Genomic DNA, 16670 nt, shown 5'->3' on the forward strand with positions numbered 1-16670 from the left:
CAAACCCCGTGGCTTGTTCATCGGCCTGATCCTGCTGTGTCTGCTGGCGATCTGGCTGTCGCTGGCATTGGGGCCGGTCAGCCTGCCGTTGTTCGATACCTTGCGCGCTGCGCTGCGCATGATCGGTGTGCCGTTGGCGCCGGACGGGCTGGAGCAGGCTGAACTGATTCTCGGGCAGATTCGTCTGCCGCGTACGTTGCTCGGGCTGGCAGTCGGCGGCGTGCTTGCCCTGTCCGGTGTGGCGATGCAGGGGCTGTTTCGCAATCCGCTGGCCGATCCAGGGTTGGTTGGCGTCTCGAGCGGCGCGGCGCTGGGCGCGGCGGTGGCGATCGTCGGCGGCTCGTTTTTTGGCGGACTGCCAGAGTGGTTCGGGCCTTATCTGCTGTCGGTTTGTGCGTTTCTCGGTGGCCTTGGCGTAACTGCGCTGGTCTATCGACTCGGCCGCCGCAACGGGCAGACCAATGTGGCGACCATGTTGCTGGCGGGGATTGCCCTGACCGCGCTGGCCAGTTCGGCGGTGGGGCTGTTTACCTATCTGGCCGACGACGCCACATTGCGCACGTTGACGTTCTGGAACCTGGGCAGCCTTAACGGCGCGAGCTATGCGCGGTTGTGGCCGCTGCTGATCATCACTGCCGGTGTTGCACTTTGGCTTCCGCGTCGGGCGACGGCACTCAATGCATTGTTGCTCGGCGAGTCGGAAGCCGGGCATCTGGGGATCGATGTCGAGCGGCTCAAGCGCGAGCTGGTGTTCTGCACGGCGCTGGGTGTCGGTGCGGCGGTGGCGGCGGCAGGGATGATCGGTTTCGTCGGGCTGGTGGTGCCGCATCTGGTGCGCTTGCTCGCCGGGCCGGATCACCGGGTATTGCTGCCGGCGTCGGTGCTGGCCGGCGCCAGTCTGTTGCTGCTGGCGGATCTGATTGCGCGGCTGGCGCTGGCGCCGGCGGAGCTGCCGATCGGTATCGTCACCGCATTCATCGGCGCGCCGTTCTTCCTTTATCTGTTGCTGCGAGGGCGTGCCTGATGCTGCGTGCGCACAATCTGCACATCCGCCGTGGCCGCAAGACTGTTCTGGCCGACGTCAGCCTGCAACTCGAACCGGGCGAAGTGCTTGGCGTGCTGGGGCCGAATGGCGCCGGTAAAAGTACCTTGCTCGGCGCGTTGTGCGGTGAGTTGAGCGCGCACGAGGGGGAAGTGCTGCTGGACGGTGAGGCCTTGAGTCATTGGAGCGGCACTCAGCGCGCCCAGCGGCTGGCGGTGTTGCCGCAGGTGTCGACCCTGGATTTCGCCTTTCGTGTTGAGGAAGTGGTTGGCATGGGGCGTCTGCCTTATCAGAGCGGGCGGGTGCGCGACGACGAGATCGTCGCTGCCGCATTACGGGCGGCCGATGCCGGGCACCTGAGTGGCCGCAGTTATCTGGCGCTGTCCGGCGGCGAGCGTCAACGGGTGCATCTGGCGCGGGTGCTGGCGCAACTCTGGCCGGGGCAGGCGGGGCAGACTCTGCTGCTTGATGAGCCGACCTCGATGCTTGATCCGTTGCATCAACACACGACGCTGCAAGCGGTGCGCGAATTTGCCGATCATGGCGCGGCGGTACTGGTGATCCTGCATGATCTGAATCTGGCGGCGCGCTATTGTGATCGCATCCTGCTGCTGGAACGCGGGCGCCCGGTTGCGCTGGGCACGCCGCAGCAGGTATTGCGTCCGGAATCGTTGAAGGCAGTTTTCGGTCTGGAAGTGCTGGTGCAGCCGCACCCGGAGCGCGGGCATCCGCTGATCATCGCCCGCTGATTTCGTCATCGAGGTGAGTGTATGCGCGGGATTTTGCTGTTGGCGGTGTTGTGGCTTGCAGGTTGCCAGCATGTTGCGGCGCCCCCGGTCGTGGGCGAGATCCGTGATTTGCGCAGCGGCGAGCATCTGACGGCGCAGCAATTACTGGCTCGGTTGAGCAGTCCATCGCAGGTGATTGTTGGTGAGCAGCATGACAACGCTGATCACCATGCCCTTCAATTGTGGCTGTTACAGAACCTGGAAAAGGCGCGGCCCCAGGGCAGTCTCCTGTTGGAAATGCTGACACCCGATCAACAGTCGCGGGTTGATGACGTACGACATGCGTCAACGCCACCGGCTGATCTTCCTGCTGCATTGGCCTGGCAGGAGGGTTGGGACTGGAATCTCTACGGACCGATTGTGCGGTTCGCCCTGACGCAATCCTGGCCGTTGCTGGCGGCGAACCTCGATAACATCGAAATCCGCGCGTTCTATCGCGATCCTCCGGTTTTGAGCGGTGAGCGCAGCAATGCCAAATCTGTGAAAGAGACGCTGTTGGAGCAGATCGGCGATTCTCACTGCGGCTTGCTGCCGTCATCACAAATGCCGGCGATGCTGGCCGTTCAGCAACAGCGGGATCGACGCATGGCCTCGCGTTTGCTGGCAGCGCCTGCGCCTGCCTTGTTACTGGCGGGTGCGTATCACGCGCGCAAAGATGTCGGGGTGCCGCTGCATGTGCTGGATCTGGGCGCGCCGCAAGCGCCGACGGTGTTGATGCTGGCGGAGCAGGGCAGTGGGGTTACGGCGGCGATGGCTGATTATGTCTGGCTCACCCCAGCCACGCCGAAACCGGATTATTGCGCGCAGATGCGTAAGCAGTTCGGCAAGGAATGACTTTTCCACAGGCGAAAAAAGACCCGGTAAAAACCGGGTCAAATAACCGTGATTAGCCTGATGAGGAGATAATCTGAGAGTCCGAACCAAGGGCTTTTCAGAATATCGACTGATCTCGCGATCAGTTGTGATAATCATAGCGATTCTCATTAACGAGTCAACTGCTGTTTTTTCATTTTTGTCGTTTTGTCCCGGTAATGGCGTAAACGCCCCGCGAACAGGGCTTCAGTTCTGGCTGTTAAATCCCGTGAGCTGCTTGTTGAGCTGGTCGATACGCCGCGCCATGCTTTCGATCAGGCTGTGGGCGATTTTCGGATTGGTGCGGGTCATGCTCAGAAACTGATCGCCGGGAATCAGCATCACCGTGCTCGCTTCCCGGGCAATGACCGTTGCGTTGCGCGGTTCGCCAGTGAATACAGCCATTGCGCCGAAGATCTCATCCTTGGGCACATCGCCTACCTTGTGCCCATTAACAAAGGCTTCGGCGTGTCCTTCGATAATCACGAATACATGGTCAGCGACATCGCCCTGGCGTAGCAGAACGTCTCCGGCCTCGACACGCTTGAACCCATTGGTGCTGCGAAACTCACGTGGCTTGAACTCGGCAACGGCGTGGGCCAGCAGCGCCGTTTGCCCCAGCAGGTAGCGCAGAAACTGCTCCGAGCGAGATGAATCGCTATACACATGCTGAAACAAATCACTTCGTCGATAGGGCAGCAACGTCAGCGAGTTATCCGTGCCCAAGGTGCAATCAGCCCATTCCGGCCCCTGCTGCAGGCCGATGAGGTCCCCCTCATGCCAATAGAACAGACCGCGACCGCTCACTCTGCCGGTGATGACACCTTGCGTGAGCAAGAACAATTGGTCGTCCGGCAAGCGTGTCAGCAAATCATCCGTGGCTTCCAGTTCCAGCGCCGGCCCGCACGGCGCCAGGCCTTCGAGCCATTGCGCAGGCAAGCTCTGCAAGTAGTTGATCAATGCATCGGCCTTGGCCGATTGTTCCCCGAGCAGGTACATGGCGGTCAATGCTCGTCAGTTCTTGTGGCGAGAGGAAATGGCTTCCAGTTGCTTGTTCAGCGCATCCTTGCGTTCGGCGGGAATGTCGTTCCAGTGCACATCCATCAGCGCCCCTTCGATCGCGTACAACAACACCTTCGACGCCCGGAACCCGCGGGTACGCACGGCCCGGTAGGCATCCACCGCGCCCAGGCGACGCAAGTCGGAGGCGCTATGGATGCCCACGGCATGCAGCCATTGCGCCGACGTCTTGCCAAGATTCTTCAGGTGTTGCAGTTCATCATTCATCAAGCCTCCTTGCGACGGCCGAATGGTGCGTGGGCGAGCTTCTCAGGAGTGTAGCCATCAGTAGGAAAAGCGTGGTTGTTTGGTCGGATTCGACGCAAACGCTTCTAAGAAACGTCAGTTTTTCGCTGATGAATCAGCACTGAGCGGGGCGAGGGAGAATTACCAATAGCACGCAGTCCAGCGCAAAGCGGGGGCGCTGGACGGTTCAGGTTTTTAAAAGCTTTAGCGAGTGCGATAACGCAGGCGCGTACCGAAATTCATCGACATCAGGATTTCGTCGGCACTCAGCTCCGGCGGGAAGTAGGCCCCGGAAATCTGCGCGTGGGCCAGGCTTGCGCCCTCCAGCGAAGCGTTGCGGAAGTCGATGCCGCGCAGGTCGGCGGAACGGAAGTAGGCGTCCCTGAAGTCCACGCCATCGGCGTTCAGTTCACGCAGGTCGAGGCCACGGAAATCACCACCGACCATGTCGATCGGGCCGTCTTTCGGTCGTTCATTGTTGAAACCTGTGATGTCGTCTTTGTGCAGCAAGGCATAAAGCGGGGTGTCGAGAAGTTTCGGCTGGCTCATGTCAAATCACCTGTTGGTTTTATGACGCCATTATAGTGCCACTATTTGACGGCCGTGAAGCGAGCGAGGGCTTCACGGCCGAAATAGTTTCTTACAGGCCTGGCAGGCGCTGGCGGATTTGCGCCACGACGGTGTCCAGGGTGCCGGATTCATTGGTCTGCACGCGTTTGCTGCGCAGGATTTCTTCCGGCGTCAGGGCTTCGCGGTTGGCCTGTTGTACTTCGATCACGGCGAGGGTCGCGTCGGACGGATCCTTTTTGTCTGCCTGACGAATCGCCAGCCAGCTCTCGATCACTGCCTGCGGAGCATTGCAGTCGAGGATCAGGAATGGCGCGCCGGTGGCTTCGGCAACCTTGGCGGCATTGTCGCGTTGTTCGCGCTTGAGGTAAGTGGCGTCGATCACCACCGGGAAACCGGCGTGCAGGATCACTTCGGCGATTTCATGCAGGCGAGCATAAGTCGCGGTGCTGGCATCGGCGCTGTAGATCCCGGCCTGAACATCATTGGCAACGGTTTGCTCGCCGAACAGGCGTTTGCGCTCGACATCGGAGCGCAGGCGGATCGCGCCCAGCGCTTCGACCAGACGCATGGCCACGTGGCTTTTGCCTACAGCGGACACGCCATGGGTGATCGCCATGAAGCGCGAAGGAATGGTGCTGTAGCTTTCCGCCAGGTTGGCGTAGTTGCGGTACTGGCGCAGGGTGGTGGCGCGCTGCACCGGCGTCGCATCGGCCGGCATGCTGAACAGTGCAACCTTTGCACGCACCAAGGCGCGGTAAGCCTTGTAGAAGTTCAGCACTTCCAGGCCTTGATAGTCGCCGGTCAGTTCCAGGTATTGGCTGATGAAACGACGGGCAAGGGATTTCAGGCCACGGTCTTCCAGGTCCATTGCCAGGAAGCCGGTATCGGCCCAGACGTCGGTGAAGCGGAACGGTTCGTTGAATTCGATGCAGTCGAAGATCACGACTTTGCCGTCGATCAGCGTGGCGTTGCCCAGGTGAATGTCACCGTGGCACTCGCGAGTGAAGCCGTCGGCCTTGCGCTGGGTGAACAGCGGCTTGAGGCGATCGAAGCTGCTTTCAGCCCACGCTTGCAGGGCGTCGAGTTGCAGCAGGTCATTCTTGTCGCTGAGGAAAGGCAGGATCTGTTCGAAGTTCTGACGCACTGGCGCCATCACGCTGTCAGGCGTGCCGGCATCGTGCTCGGTCGGGACTTTCGGCGCGTTGAGGTGGAAGCGGGCGATTTGCTCGGCCATCGCGTCGATGTGCGCGGTGGTCAGCTCGCCGTTGGCTTGTAGGGTGCTGAGCAGGCCGGTCTGCGGGAACTGGCGCATTTTCAGCACGTATTCGATGGCCGGGCCTTCGCCACCCAATTGCGGGGCTTCGGCGCTGCCGGTCACTGGAATCACCTCCAGATACAAATCTTCGGTCAGGCGCTGGTTCAGGCGCAGCTCTTCACCGCAGAAGTGCTCACGTGATTCGAGGCTGGTGAAGTCGAGGAAACCGAAATTCACCGGTTTCTTCACTTTGTAAGCGTAGGGACCGGTGAGCAGCACCCACGAAATATGGGTTTCGATGACCTGGAACCCTTCGACGGGATGCGGGTAGAGGGCCGGGTTTTGCAGGGCAGCGATCAGGGACTGGCTCACGGACGATCCTTCAGAGACTGGGGGAAATTCAAGGCGCTCATTATGGCCGCTCGCCAGCCCGACGCAAACCTCGGAGCGCTCCTGTTGAGTATGAATAAAGTGCGTATAATCCGCCGCCATGACTCGTACTCGATCCCCCCGTTCCCCTAAAAAACCAGCTTCCCGGGGCCTGCGCCCATGGTTGGGCTGGGCCCTTAAACTCAGTCTGGTCGGCCTTGTGGTGCTGGCCGGCTTCGCCGTTTACCTCGATGCCGTGGTGCAGGAGAAGTTCTCCGGCAAGCGCTGGACCATCCCGGCCAAGGTGTACGCGCGTCCGCTCGAGCTGTTCGTCGGACAAAAGCTGAGCAAGGACGATTTCCTCACCGAACTCGATGCCCTGGGCTATCGCCGCGAAGCCGTGAGCAACGGTCCCGGCGCGGCGGCGGTCAATGGCAACACGGTTGATCTGAATACCCGTGGCTTCCAATTCTATGAAGGCCTCGAGAAACCGCAGCCAGTGCGCGTGCGGTTCTCCGGCGATTACGTGGCCGAGCTCTCGGCGACCAACGGTTCGAAGCTCTCCGTGGTACGCCTGGAGCCGCTGATGATCGGCGGTATCTACCCGAAAAATCTTGAAGACCGGATTCTGATCAAGCTCGATCAGGTGCCGCCGTATCTGCTGGAAACCCTGGTCGCCGTGGAAGACCGGGATTTCTATAGCCACTGGGGCGTGTCGCCGAAATCGATTGCGCGCGCAGTCTGGGTCAACACCTCGGGCGGCAAGATGACCCAGGGCGGCAGTACGCTGACCCAGCAACTGGTCAAGAACTTCTACCTCACCAACGAACGCAGCCTGACCCGCAAGCTCACCGAAGCGATGATGGCGATGCTGCTCGAGCTGCATTACGACAAAAAGGAAATCCTCGAGGCTTACCTCAACGAAGTCTTTGTCGGTCAAGACGGTCAGCGGGCGGTGCACGGTTTCGGTCTGGCCAGCCAGTTTTTCTTTGCCCAGCCCTTGTCCGAGTTGAAGCTGCACCAGGTCGCGCTGTTGGTCGGGATGGTCAAAGGTCCGTCCTATTACAACCCGCGTCGCAACCCGGAGCGGGCGCTGGAGCGACGCAACCTGGTGCTCGATGTGCTTGAGCAGCAGGGCGTCGCTTCCGCCGAACAAGTGGCTGCCGCGAAGAAAATGCCGCTGGGCGTAACCACGCGCGGCAAGCTGGCCGACAGCTCGTTTCCGGGTTTCATCGATCTGGTCAAGCGCCAGTTGCGTGAAGACTACCGCGACGAAGACTTGACCGAAGAAGGCCTGCGGATTTTCACCAGCTTCGATCCGATTCTGCAGATGAAAGCCGAAGCGTCGGTCAACGACACTTTCAAGCGCCTGTCCGGTCGCAAGGGTTCCGACGACGTCGAAGCGGCGATGGTCGTTACCAACCCGGAAACCGGCGAAGTCCAGGCCATGATCGGCAGCCGTCAGGCGAGTTTTGCCGGGTTCAACCGGGCACTGGATGCGGTGCGGCCGATTGGCTCGCTGATCAAACCGGCGGTTTATCTGACGGCGCTGGAGAAGCCGAGCCAGTACACGTTGACCAGTTGGCTGTCGGACGAGCCGCTTTCAATCAAGGGTGCGGATGGTCAGGTCTGGAAACCGCAGAACTATGACCGCCGCTCCCACGGTACGGTGTTCCTGTATCAGGGGTTGGCACATTCCTACAACCTGTCGACCTCGCGCCTCGGTCTGGCGGTTGGCGTTCCGAATGTCCTCAAGACGCTGGGTCGCCTGGGCGTGACCCGCGAGTTTCCGGCGTTCCCGTCGATGCTGCTCGGTGCGGGCGGAATGACCCCGATTGAAGTCGCGACCATGTATCAGACGCTTGCCAACGGTGGTTTCAATACGCCGATGCGCGGGATTCGCAGCGTGCTGACTGCCGACGGCGAACCGCTCAAGCGTTATCCGTTCCAGATCGAGCAGCGTTTCGATCCGGCCTCGATCTACCTGATCCAGAACGCCATGCAGCGGGTCATGCGTGAAGGCACCGGCAGTTCGGTTTATAACGTGTTGCCAAGAACCCTGACACTGGCGGGCAAGACCGGCACCAGTAACGATTCGCGCGACAGCTGGTTCGCCGGTTTCAGCCAGGATCTGCTGGCGGTGGTCTGGCTTGGTCGTGACGACAACGGCAAGACGCCGTTCACCGGGGCCACCGGTGCGTTGCAGGTCTGGACCAGTTTCATGCGCAAGGCCGACCCGCTGCCGCTGGACATGCCGCAGCCGGATAACGTGGTGCAGGCCTGGGTCGATTCGCGTACCGGCCAAGGCTCCGATGCCAACTGTCCGGGCGCTGTGCAGATGCCGTATATTCGCGGCAGCGAACCGCCACCCGGCGCCTCCTGTGCGGGCGAAAGCCCGGCATCGGGCGAGTCGGTGATGGATTGGGTCAAGGGCTGGATGAATTAAGCAAAGAGGGTTTCAAGTGAACAAGTGGTTGATTCCAGCGGTGACCGCCGTGGCTTTGCTCAGCGGCTGCTCCACCGTACAGCGTGGTTCGATCCCGGTCGTGGATTCCGGCACCGCCGTGTCCAACAGCGAGCGCATTTCGGCCAATGGCGGTTTCCGTCAAACGACGGTGAAACGTCCTGCACAGGCCCAGACCCAAGCGATCCCGCAAGGCGATACCGGTGTGGTAGTGATGGTGCCGGGCGGCGCAGCGGCTTCGGCGCCGATCAGCACTTCGCCGATTGTTCCGGGCCCGGCGTCCGGCGGCATCACGCCGGGGCCGTACAACCCGTCGGCGGTCGAGTCGGCGCCGATCAGCTCCGGCAGCTACAGCATGCCTTCGACGCCGAGCGGCATTCCTTCGGCCAGCAGCGGCGGTGGTCTGTCTGCCGATGAACAACTGGATGGCCCGGTTCTCGCCCTGTTGACTACTGCGCAACAGCAGCAGGCCGGTGGCGACCTCAACGGCGCGTCCTCCAGCCTGGAGCGTGCGCAGCGTGTAGCACCGCGCGAGCCGCAAGTACTTTACCGTCTGGCGCAGGTGCGCATGGCCCAGGGCGATGCGCCGCAAGCCGAGCAGACCGCTCGTCGCGCACTGACCATGGCCAATGGTCGTCCGGACTTGCAGGCCAGTCTGTGGGAATTGATCGCTCAGGCGCGTGAGAAACAAGGTGATTCCGCCGGCGCCACTCAGGCCCGTCAGAAGGCCAAGGTTTCGCTGTGATGGACAGTCGTTTCTCCAAAGTTGCCGATCAATTGCTGTTGATCGAGCGCGAACTGCGCGCCCAGGGCTGGTGGGATGACGTCCAGCCCTCGGTCGAAGCCCTGAGCAGCGTCGAGCCGTTTTCGGTCGACACGCTTGATTTCGAGCAGTGGCTGCAATGGATCTTCCTGCCGCGGATGAAGATGATCCTCGAACAGGATCTGCCATTGCCCAATGCCTCGGGCATTCAGGAAATGGCCGAAATGGTTTTTGCCCAACGCAACCTGCAGGGCAAGGATCGGCAGCTTCAGGTATTGCTCAAAGAGTTCGACCTGCTGATCACCGCTTCACGCTGAGCCGGGAGCTGCCAGTCGTCACTGGCAGTTTTCCGCTATCTGTTTCTTTGCCTCTTCAGTACGCTGCTGGCGCTGGTCGTCGCTCAGCCGCCGCAGTTCTCCCTCCACCTCCTCCCTCAAGCGCGGATTGTTCTGCAGTTGCGCGAGATTCGTGCGCGCCTGTTCGCAAAATGCCTTGAGTTGATTCTGTTGTTCGGCCACTTGCTTCTTGACCTTGTCATCGATGGCTTTCTGATCGCCCAGCGCACCGCTGCCAGGTAATGCGGCAGGTATTGGTGCGGGAGAGGAGGGCGTCTTAACGGCGGTGGACGACTGCCCTTGTGGTGGCTGTTGATCGAAATGGGTGACGCCTTGGGCGTCGACCCATTTGTAGATCTGAGTGGCCATGCACCATGGGCTGGAGCTGATTAACAGAATTAGGAGAAGCGTTCGCATGCTGATTCCTTGGCAAAACTGCGCAATTGAAGCTAACAGAGTAGCGGTTTCCAGGTTTTTTCTTGCGTTCTCATGTGCTTACCCACAATTAAGCACATAGACGGCTTGACTTGCAGAGGGCGAAACAGAAGAATCCAAAGTCCGCTGTACAGGGACTGCCAGAAGCAGACCCTCTCGGCAGATCATGAGGCGCATATCCGCGTCGACCTGTTACACCCGCAACGCGTTACCTCGCGCTGGGTGGGAAAGGCCCGCAACACTTGGGACGATCCCAATACTTGCTCAGTCAGTGCTGACGTAGTCGGCGACCACCGTCGCTCATGCTCTGCCGAGAAGTAAACCTATTAAGACCCGTTCGCCTTTTTGTGGACGGTATTCTGGCGTTTTAGAGGTGAACAACGTGGAGCTTTTATCTGGCGGTGAGATGCTCGTCCGCTTTTTGCGTGACGAAGGCGTCAAATATATCTACGGGTACCCGGGTGGTGCTCTCCTTCATGTTTACGATGCCCTGTTCAAAGAACCGGAAGTGACCCACATCCTGGTTCGTCACGAACAAGCGGCTACCCATATGGCTGACGGCTACGCCCGTGCCACCGGTAAAGCCGGCGTGGTATTGGTGACTTCCGGTCCAGGCGCCACAAACGCCATCACCGGTATCGCCACTGCCTATATGGATTCGATTCCAATGGTGATCATTTCCGGTCAGGTGCCAAGCACCATGGTCGGTACCGACGCGTTCCAGGAAACCGACATGATCGGTATCTCCCGGCCGATCGTGAAGCACAGCTTCATGATCAAGCACGCCTCGGAAATCCCGGAAGTCATGAAGAAGGCCTTCTACCTGGCGCAATCCGGTCGTCCGGGCCCGGTCGTGGTCGATATCCCGAAAGACATGACCAACCCGGCCGAGAAGTTCGAATACATCTTCCCGAAGAAAGCCAAACTGCGTTCCTACAGCCCGGCCGTTCGCGGTCACTCCGGGCAAATCCGCAAGGCGGCAGAAATGCTCCTGGCGGCCAAGCGTCCCGTGCTGTACTCCGGCGGTGGCGTGATTCTCGGCAACGGCTCCGCGCCGCTGACCGAACTGGCGCAAATGCTCAACCTGCCGGTTACCAATACCTTGATGGGCCTGGGTGCCTACCCTGGCACTGACCGTCAGTTCATCGGCATGCTCGGCATGCACGGCAGCTACACCGCTAACCTTGCGATGCACCATGCCGACGTGATCCTGGCGGTCGGTGCGCGTTTCGACGATCGCGTGATCAACGGCGCGCCGAAGTTCTGCCCGAACGCCAAGATCATTCACATCGACATCGACCCGGCTTCGATTTCCAAGACCATCAAGGCCGACGTGCCAATCGTTGGTCCGGTGGAGAGCGTCCTGACTGAAATGGTCGCGATCCTCAAGGAAATCGGCGAAACCCCGAACAAGGAAGCGGTCGCCAGCTGGTGGAAGCAGGTTGACGAGTGGCGCGGTGATCGTGGCCTGTTCCCTTACGACAAGGGCGACGGCAGCAAGATCAAGCCACAGACCGTGATCGAAACCCTGTGCGAAGTGACCAAGGGCGATGCCTTTGTGACCTCCGACGTGGGCCAGCACCAGATGTTTGCTGCGCAGTACTACAAGTTCAACAAGCCGAACCGCTGGATCAACTCCGGTGGTCTGGGCACGATGGGCTTCGGTCTGCCGGCCGCGATGGGTATCGCTTTGAGCTTCCCAGATACCGATGTTGCGTGCGTCACCGGTGAAGGCAGCATCCAGATGAACATCCAGGAGCTGTCGACCTGCCTGCAATATGGTTTGCCGGTCAAGATCGTCATCTTGAACAACGGTGTTCTGGGCATGGTTCGTCAGTGGCAGGACATGAGTTACGGCAGCCGTCACTCGCACTCCTACATGGAATCCTTGCCTGACTTCGTCAAGCTGGCCGAGGCCTATGGCCACGTCGGCGTGCGCATCACCGAATCGAAAGATTTGAAGTCGAAGATGGAAGAAGCGTTCGCCCTGAAGGATCGCCTGGTCGTGATCGATATTTCGGTCGACACCAGCGAGCACGTCTATCCGATGCAGATCAAAGACGGCTCGATGCGCGATATGTGGCTGAGCAAGACGGAGCGTACCTAATCATGCGGCACATTATTTCCTTGCTTCTGGAAAACGAACCCGGTGCTTTGTCTCGCGTAGTCGGCCTGTTCTCGCAGCGCAACTACAACATCGAAAGCCTGACCGTGGCGCCAACCGAAGACCCGACCCTGTCGCGTCTGACGCTGACCACCGTCGGTCACGATGAAATCATCGAGCAGATCACCAAAAACCTGAACAAGCTGATCGAAGTGGTCAAGCTGGTGGACCTGTCGGAAAGCGCTCACATCGAGCGCGAACTGATGCTGGTCAAGGTCAAGGCCACTGGCGCCCAGCGCGCCGAGATCAAACGCACCACCGATATTTACCGTGGACAGATCGTCGACGTCAGCGCCAGCGTGTATACCGTTCAACTGACCGGTACCAGCGACAAGCTCGACAGCTTCATTCAGTCCATCGGCACCGCATCGATTCTGGAGACCGTCCGCAGTGGCGTCACCGGTATTGCCCGCGGCGACAAAGTACTCAGCATCTAAACCAAATTAGCGAATGGCCTGAACGGCCTGGATATAAAGGGGAAATTCATGAAAGTTTTCTACGATAAAGACTGCGACCTGTCGATCATCCAGGGCAAGAAAGTTGCCATCATCGGTTACGGCTCCCAGGGCCACGCCCAGGCGTGCAACCTGAAAGATTCCGGTGTCGACGTTACCGTCGGTCTGCGTAAAGGTTCGGCTACCGTTGCCAAGGCTGAAGCCCACGGCTTGAAAGTGACCGACGTGGCTGCCGCTGTTGCCGGTGCCGACCTGGTCATGATCCTGACCCCGGACGAGTTCCAGTCCCAGCTGTACAAGAACGAAATCGAGCCGAACATCAAGAAAGGCGCCACCCTGGCCTTCTCCCACGGCTTCGCGATTCACTACAACCAGGTTGTTCCGCGTGCCGACCTCGACGTGATCATGATCGCGCCGAAAGCCCCGGGCCACACCGTACGTTCCGAGTTCGTGAAGGGCGGTGGTATCCCTGACCTGATCGCGATCTATCAGGACGCCTCGGGCAACGCCAAGAACGTCGCGCTGTCCTACGCCGCCGGCGTGGGTGGCGGTCGTACCGGCATCATCGAAACTACCTTCAAGGACGAGACCGAAACCGACCTGTTCGGCGAACAAGCTGTTCTGTGCGGCGGTACCGTTGAACTGGTAAAAGCCGGTTTCGAAACTCTGGTTGAAGCTGGCTACGCGCCGGAAATGGCCTACTTCGAGTGCCTGCACGAACTGAAGCTGATCGTTGACCTCATGTACGAAGGCGGTATCGCCAACATGAACTACTCGATCTCCAACAACGCTGAGTACGGCGAGTACGTGACCGGTCCGGAAGTGATCAACGCCGAATCCCGTCAGGCCATGCGCAACGCCCTGAAACGTATTCAGGACGGCGAATACGCCAAAATGTTCATCAGCGAAGGCGCAACCGGCTACCCTTCGATGACCGCCAAGCGTCGTAACAACGCCGCTCACGGTATCGAAATCATCGGCGAGCAACTGCGCTCCATGATGCCGTGGATCGGTGCCAACAAGATCGTCGACAAAGCCAAAAACTAAGTCGTCGAACCTTGTATGAAAAAACGCGGCCTCGGCCGCGTTTTTTCGTATGGGCCGGCGGTTCTGGTATAAAGCTGCATCGTTTGTGGCCGAACCGTCGTCCCAGACACCTGTCGAAAATGTCCAATCCGTTGCAAGGTAATGTCCATGAGCGAACGTCCCGAAGAGCCGAACCAGGCTTCAGACGCCGAAAGCCTGCTGCCCATCGATGAGCACATCGAAGAAGGGCATGACGCAGAAGGCCGTAAAGTCCGGCATCGTGGTATCTATCTTCTGCCGAATCTGTTCACCACTGCGAATCTGTTCGCGGGGTTCTATTCCATCATCAACTCGATGAGTGCCCAGGCTGCCTTGAGTGCCGGGGACGCGGCGAATGCGAGCAAGTATTTCGCCTTTGCCGCCATCGCGATTTTCGTCGCCATGGTGCTCGACGGCCTTGATGGTCGCGTGGCACGCATGACCAATACCCAAAGTGCGTTCGGTGCCGAGTACGACTCGTTGTCGGACATGGTTGCCTTCGGTGTCGCGCCGGCGCTTCTGGCTTTCGGCTGGGCACTGGGTGACATGGGCAAGGTCGGCTGGATGGTTGCCTTCATCTATGTGGCGGGTGCGGCGTTGCGTCTGGCGCGTTTCAACACTCAGGTGGGGACCGCCGACAAGCGCTACTTCATCGGTCTTGCCAGCCCGGCTGCTGCCGGCGTTGTTGCGGGGATTGTCTGGGCGTTCAGCGATTACGGGATTCAGGGTTCGAAGATGTCGTTCCTGGTCGCGCTGATGGTTGCGGCCGCCGGCATGCTGATGGTCAGCAATATCAAATACAACAGCTTCAAGGAGCTGGATCTGAAGGGGCGCGTGCCTTTCGTGGCGATTCTGGCGGTGGTGCTGGTGTTTGCCGTGGTGTTCAGTGATCCGCCTCGCATTCTGCTGCTGGTGTTCCTCGCCTATGCCGCGTCGGGCCCGGTGCAGTATCTGTTGCATCTTCGTCGTCACAAACACGCCGAGTGATGTAATTTCCCTCATACTCCGCAGTCTATGGTGCATCTGTCCTCCAAAGCTGCGGAGTTGCCATGCTGATCAAAGTCCCCAAAGCGTCCGACTGCCATGAGTCGGACGTCACGCCTGAATCCATTTATCTCTCTCGCCGTCAATTGCTCGGAGCAACCGCGGCCGGTTTGGCCATGAGCACTTTGCCGCGCTGGGCCAGTGCCGAAGAGGCTGCCCGCTATGCCGATGTCGAAGCCGGAAAGGCGCCCGCCTGGTTTGCCGAGAAACTGGCCTCTGTCAAATGGGGGGCGGTGAGCGTCAAGGATGAGGCGATCACACCTTTCAAAGACGCGACCCATTACAACAACTTCTATGAATTCGGTACCGACAAGGGCGACCCGGCGGCCAATGCCGGTTCGTTGAAAACCGAACCGTGGAGTGTTGTCGTGGACGGGGAGGTGGGCAAGCCGGGGCGTTATGCTCTGGAAGACTTTATGAAGCCTTACCAGTTGGAAGAGCGCATCTATCGCCTTCGTTGTGTTGAGGCGTGGTCGATGGTGATTCCCTGGATTGGTTTCCCCATCTCGGCGCTGTTGAAGCAGGTAGAACCTACTTCCAATGCCAAATACATTCGTTTCGAAACCTTGCAGGATCCGAAGAGCATGCCCGGACAGCGTTCGGGATTTGCCCTGATCGACTGGCCCTATGTTGAAGGTTTGCGCCTGGATGAGGCGATGAATCCCTTGGCGATTCTTGCGGTAGGTATGTATGGCCGCGAATTGCCCAATCAGAACGGTGCGCCTTTGCGTCTGGTGGTGCCCTGGAAGTACGGATTCAAGAGCGTCAAATCCATCGTGCGGATCAGTCTGGTCAGCGAGCAGCCAAAGACGACCTGGCAGAGCATTGCGGCGGATGAGTACGGATTTTATGCGAATGTGAACCCTACGGTCGACCATCCACGTTGGACCCAGGCGCGGGAGAGGCGGTTGCCCAACAGCCTGTTCAAGCCGAATGTGCGTGATACGCAGATGTTCAACGGCTATGCGGACGAGGTCGCTTCTTTATATACAGGGCTCGATCTGCGGAAGAACTACTGATGCGATATCCGATCTGGCGCGTAGGTGTTTTCCTGGCTGCGGCAATATGGCCGCTGTTCTGGTTCTATCAGGCCTTTGCGGATCTGCTTGGGCCTGATCCCGGGAAAGTCCTGGTTGATCGACTGGGCCTCGGGACATTGGTGTTGCTGTTGATCACCTTGAGTATGACGCCGTTGCAGAAGCTTACGGGGTGGGCCGGGTGGATTGCTGTGCGCAGGCAGTTGGGGCTTTGGTGTTTTGCCTATGTGGTTCTGCATCTTTGCAGCTATATGGCGTTCATTCTCGGTTTTGACTGGTCGCAACTGGGCGTCGAACTGCGCAAGCGTCCTTACATTATTGTGGGTGCTTTGGGTTTTCTGGGATTGTTGGCATTGGCGGTTACCTCCAACCGATACAGCCAGCGCCGTTTAGGTACCCGCTGGAAGAAGCTGCACCGGTTGGTGTATGTGATTCTCGGGTTGGGATTGCTGCATATGTTATGGATCGTACGTGCCGATCTCAAAGAGTGGGCGATCTATGCCTTTATAGGTGTCTTCCTTCTAGCGCTGCGCATTCCTCCCTTGACCCGTCGGATCCCGCGTTTGATGGGTAAGAAGCAGGTTTTTCAAGAAAAGCGAAATTAAGTGTTGACGGCGAATTCCAGAGGTCTATAATTCGCCCCACTTCCGGCGCAGTCGAAACGGAAAACTCCTTGAGATTCAATGAGTTAAGTAGGTTTCGATAGTGGATCGTTTCAGTTCATCGA

17 protein-coding genes are annotated in these 16670 nt (G+C 59.3%); 12 read left to right on the forward strand and 5 right to left on the reverse strand.

The genetic code is table 11. From position 1 onward, the window contains the following. The first annotated feature begins 40 nt into the window (after positions 1–40). The 3 genes from CAF76_RS24195 to CAF76_RS24205 are packed head-to-tail and all read left to right on the forward strand — an operon-like array spanning position 41 to position 2664. On the forward strand, positions 41–1024 hold the full coding sequence (locus CAF76_RS24195) for an iron ABC transporter permease (protein WP_178076195.1): 984 nt from the start codon (positions 41–43) through the stop codon (positions 1022–1024). After that, positions 1024–1791 (forward strand): heme ABC transporter ATP-binding protein, encoded by a 768-nt coding sequence (locus CAF76_RS24200; protein WP_085648764.1) that lies wholly within the window; start codon positions 1024–1026, stop codon positions 1789–1791. Before CAF76_RS24195 ends, CAF76_RS24200 begins: the two co-directional genes overlap by 1 nt. Positions 1792–1812: 21 nt before the next feature. Next, a complete protein-coding gene (locus CAF76_RS24205; protein ID WP_085648765.1) occupies positions 1813–2664 on the forward strand; it encodes a ChaN family lipoprotein in 852 nt (283 codons plus the stop codon). Positions 2665–2889: 225 nt separating this feature from the next. Here CAF76_RS24205 and CAF76_RS24210 read toward each other — a convergent pair whose 3' ends face one another. From CAF76_RS24210 to CAF76_RS24225, 4 genes are all read right to left on the reverse strand, one after another. After that, entirely contained in the window at positions 2890–3681 is a 792-nt protein-coding gene (locus CAF76_RS24210; protein ID WP_085648766.1) for a Crp/Fnr family transcriptional regulator, read from the reverse strand. A 15-nt stretch (positions 3682–3696) separates the two neighbouring features. Then, positions 3697–3969 (reverse strand): TfoX/Sxy family protein, encoded by a 273-nt coding sequence (locus tag CAF76_RS24215; RefSeq protein ID WP_003228231.1) that lies wholly within the window; start codon positions 3967–3969, stop codon positions 3697–3699. A 222-nt stretch (positions 3970–4191) separates the two neighbouring features. Next, positions 4192–4536, reverse strand: a complete 345-nt coding sequence (locus CAF76_RS24220) for a pentapeptide repeat-containing protein (RefSeq protein ID WP_007959639.1) — start codon at positions 4534–4536, stop codon at positions 4192–4194. Between the two features lie 91 nt (positions 4537–4627). Beyond that, on the reverse strand, positions 4628–6184 hold the full coding sequence (locus tag CAF76_RS24225) for a bifunctional aminoglycoside phosphotransferase/ATP-binding protein (RefSeq protein ID WP_085648767.1): 1557 nt from the start codon (positions 6182–6184) through the stop codon (positions 4628–4630). 118 nt (positions 6185–6302) lie between these two features. Between CAF76_RS24225 and mrcB the strand changes: the two genes are divergently transcribed. The 3 genes from mrcB to CAF76_RS24240 are packed head-to-tail and all read left to right on the forward strand — an operon-like array spanning position 6303 to position 9725. Continuing rightward, positions 6303–8627: a penicillin-binding protein 1B gene (mrcB, locus tag CAF76_RS24230; protein ID WP_064382056.1), complete on the forward strand. Its 2325-nt coding sequence runs from the start codon at positions 6303–6305 to the stop codon at positions 8625–8627. A gap of 16 nt (positions 8628–8643) precedes the next feature. Continuing rightward, the gene (locus CAF76_RS24235; RefSeq protein WP_085648768.1) at positions 8644–9390 is read left to right on the forward strand and encodes a hypothetical protein; all 747 of its coding nucleotides are present in this window, start codon (positions 8644–8646) and stop codon (positions 9388–9390) included. Beyond that, positions 9390–9725, forward strand: a complete 336-nt coding sequence (locus CAF76_RS24240; RefSeq protein ID WP_064599443.1) for a YqcC family protein — start codon at positions 9390–9392, stop codon at positions 9723–9725. The genes CAF76_RS24235 and CAF76_RS24240 overlap by 1 nt, the downstream gene beginning before the upstream one ends. An 18-nt stretch (positions 9726–9743) precedes the next feature. Here the strand turns inward: CAF76_RS24240 and CAF76_RS24245 are convergent, their stop codons facing one another. Beyond that, positions 9744–10160 (reverse strand): DUF4124 domain-containing protein, encoded by a 417-nt coding sequence (locus tag CAF76_RS24245; protein ID WP_085648769.1) that lies wholly within the window; start codon positions 10158–10160, stop codon positions 9744–9746. 400 nt (positions 10161–10560) lie between these two features. Between CAF76_RS24245 and CAF76_RS24250 the strand changes: the two genes are divergently transcribed. From CAF76_RS24250 to msrQ, 6 genes are all read left to right on the forward strand, one after another. Continuing rightward, positions 10561–12285 (forward strand): acetolactate synthase 3 large subunit, encoded by a 1725-nt coding sequence (locus CAF76_RS24250; RefSeq protein ID WP_064600949.1) that lies wholly within the window; start codon positions 10561–10563, stop codon positions 12283–12285. A 2-nt stretch (positions 12286–12287) separates the two neighbouring features. After that, positions 12288–12779 carry an acetolactate synthase small subunit gene (ilvN, locus tag CAF76_RS24255; RefSeq protein ID WP_003205610.1) on the forward strand — a complete coding sequence of 164 codons (492 nt, stop codon included), beginning with the start codon at positions 12288–12290 and terminating at the stop codon, positions 12777–12779. A gap of 48 nt (positions 12780–12827) precedes the next feature. Continuing rightward, positions 12828–13844, forward strand: a complete 1017-nt coding sequence (gene ilvC, locus CAF76_RS24260; protein ID WP_007959661.1) for a ketol-acid reductoisomerase — start codon at positions 12828–12830, stop codon at positions 13842–13844. Positions 13845–13991: 147 nt separating this feature from the next. Next, on the forward strand, positions 13992–14849 hold the full coding sequence (pssA, locus tag CAF76_RS24265; protein ID WP_039771608.1) for a CDP-diacylglycerol--serine O-phosphatidyltransferase: 858 nt from the start codon (positions 13992–13994) through the stop codon (positions 14847–14849). A gap of 62 nt (positions 14850–14911) precedes the next feature. Next, entirely contained in the window at positions 14912–15925 is a 1014-nt protein-coding gene (gene msrP, locus CAF76_RS24270) for a protein-methionine-sulfoxide reductase catalytic subunit MsrP (protein WP_085648770.1), read from the forward strand. Further along, positions 15925–16548, forward strand: coding sequence for a protein-methionine-sulfoxide reductase heme-binding subunit MsrQ (gene msrQ / locus CAF76_RS24275; RefSeq protein WP_064599436.1), 624 nt, complete (start codon positions 15925–15927; stop codon positions 16546–16548). The genes msrP and msrQ overlap by 1 nt, the downstream gene beginning before the upstream one ends. Positions 16549–16670: the final 122 nt, after the last annotated feature.

This window comes from Pseudomonas sp. B40(2017) (genome assembly GCF_002112855.1).
Lineage (GTDB): Bacteria > Pseudomonadota > Gammaproteobacteria > Pseudomonadales > Pseudomonadaceae > Aquipseudomonas > Aquipseudomonas pharyngis.

Coding starts and splice junctions, on each gene's coding strand:
- msrQ (WP_064599436.1), top strand. CDS start 15,925: ATGCGATATCCGATCTGGCGCGTAGGTGTTTTCCTGGCTGCGGCAATA.
- CAF76_RS24240 (WP_064599443.1), top strand. CDS start 9,390: ATGGACAGTCGTTTCTCCAAAGTTGCCGATCAATTGCTGTTGATCGAG.
- CAF76_RS24215 (WP_003228231.1), bottom strand. CDS start 3,969: ATGAATGATGAACTGCAACACCTGAAGAATCTTGGCAAGACGTCGGCG.
- CAF76_RS24200 (WP_085648764.1), top strand. CDS start 1,024: ATGCTGCGTGCGCACAATCTGCACATCCGCCGTGGCCGCAAGACTGTT.
- msrP (WP_085648770.1), top strand. CDS start 14,912: ATGCTGATCAAAGTCCCCAAAGCGTCCGACTGCCATGAGTCGGACGTC.
- pssA (WP_039771608.1), top strand. CDS start 13,992: ATGAGCGAACGTCCCGAAGAGCCGAACCAGGCTTCAGACGCCGAAAGC.
- CAF76_RS24245 (WP_085648769.1), bottom strand. CDS start 10,160: ATGCGAACGCTTCTCCTAATTCTGTTAATCAGCTCCAGCCCATGGTGC.
- CAF76_RS24205 (WP_085648765.1), top strand. CDS start 1,813: ATGCGCGGGATTTTGCTGTTGGCGGTGTTGTGGCTTGCAGGTTGCCAG.
- CAF76_RS24220 (WP_007959639.1), bottom strand. CDS start 4,536: ATGAGCCAGCCGAAACTTCTCGACACCCCGCTTTATGCCTTGCTGCAC.
- ilvC (WP_007959661.1), top strand. CDS start 12,828: ATGAAAGTTTTCTACGATAAAGACTGCGACCTGTCGATCATCCAGGGC.
- ilvN (WP_003205610.1), top strand. CDS start 12,288: ATGCGGCACATTATTTCCTTGCTTCTGGAAAACGAACCCGGTGCTTTG.
- mrcB (WP_064382056.1), top strand. CDS start 6,303: ATGACTCGTACTCGATCCCCCCGTTCCCCTAAAAAACCAGCTTCCCGG.
- CAF76_RS24210 (WP_085648766.1), bottom strand. CDS start 3,681: ATGTACCTGCTCGGGGAACAATCGGCCAAGGCCGATGCATTGATCAAC.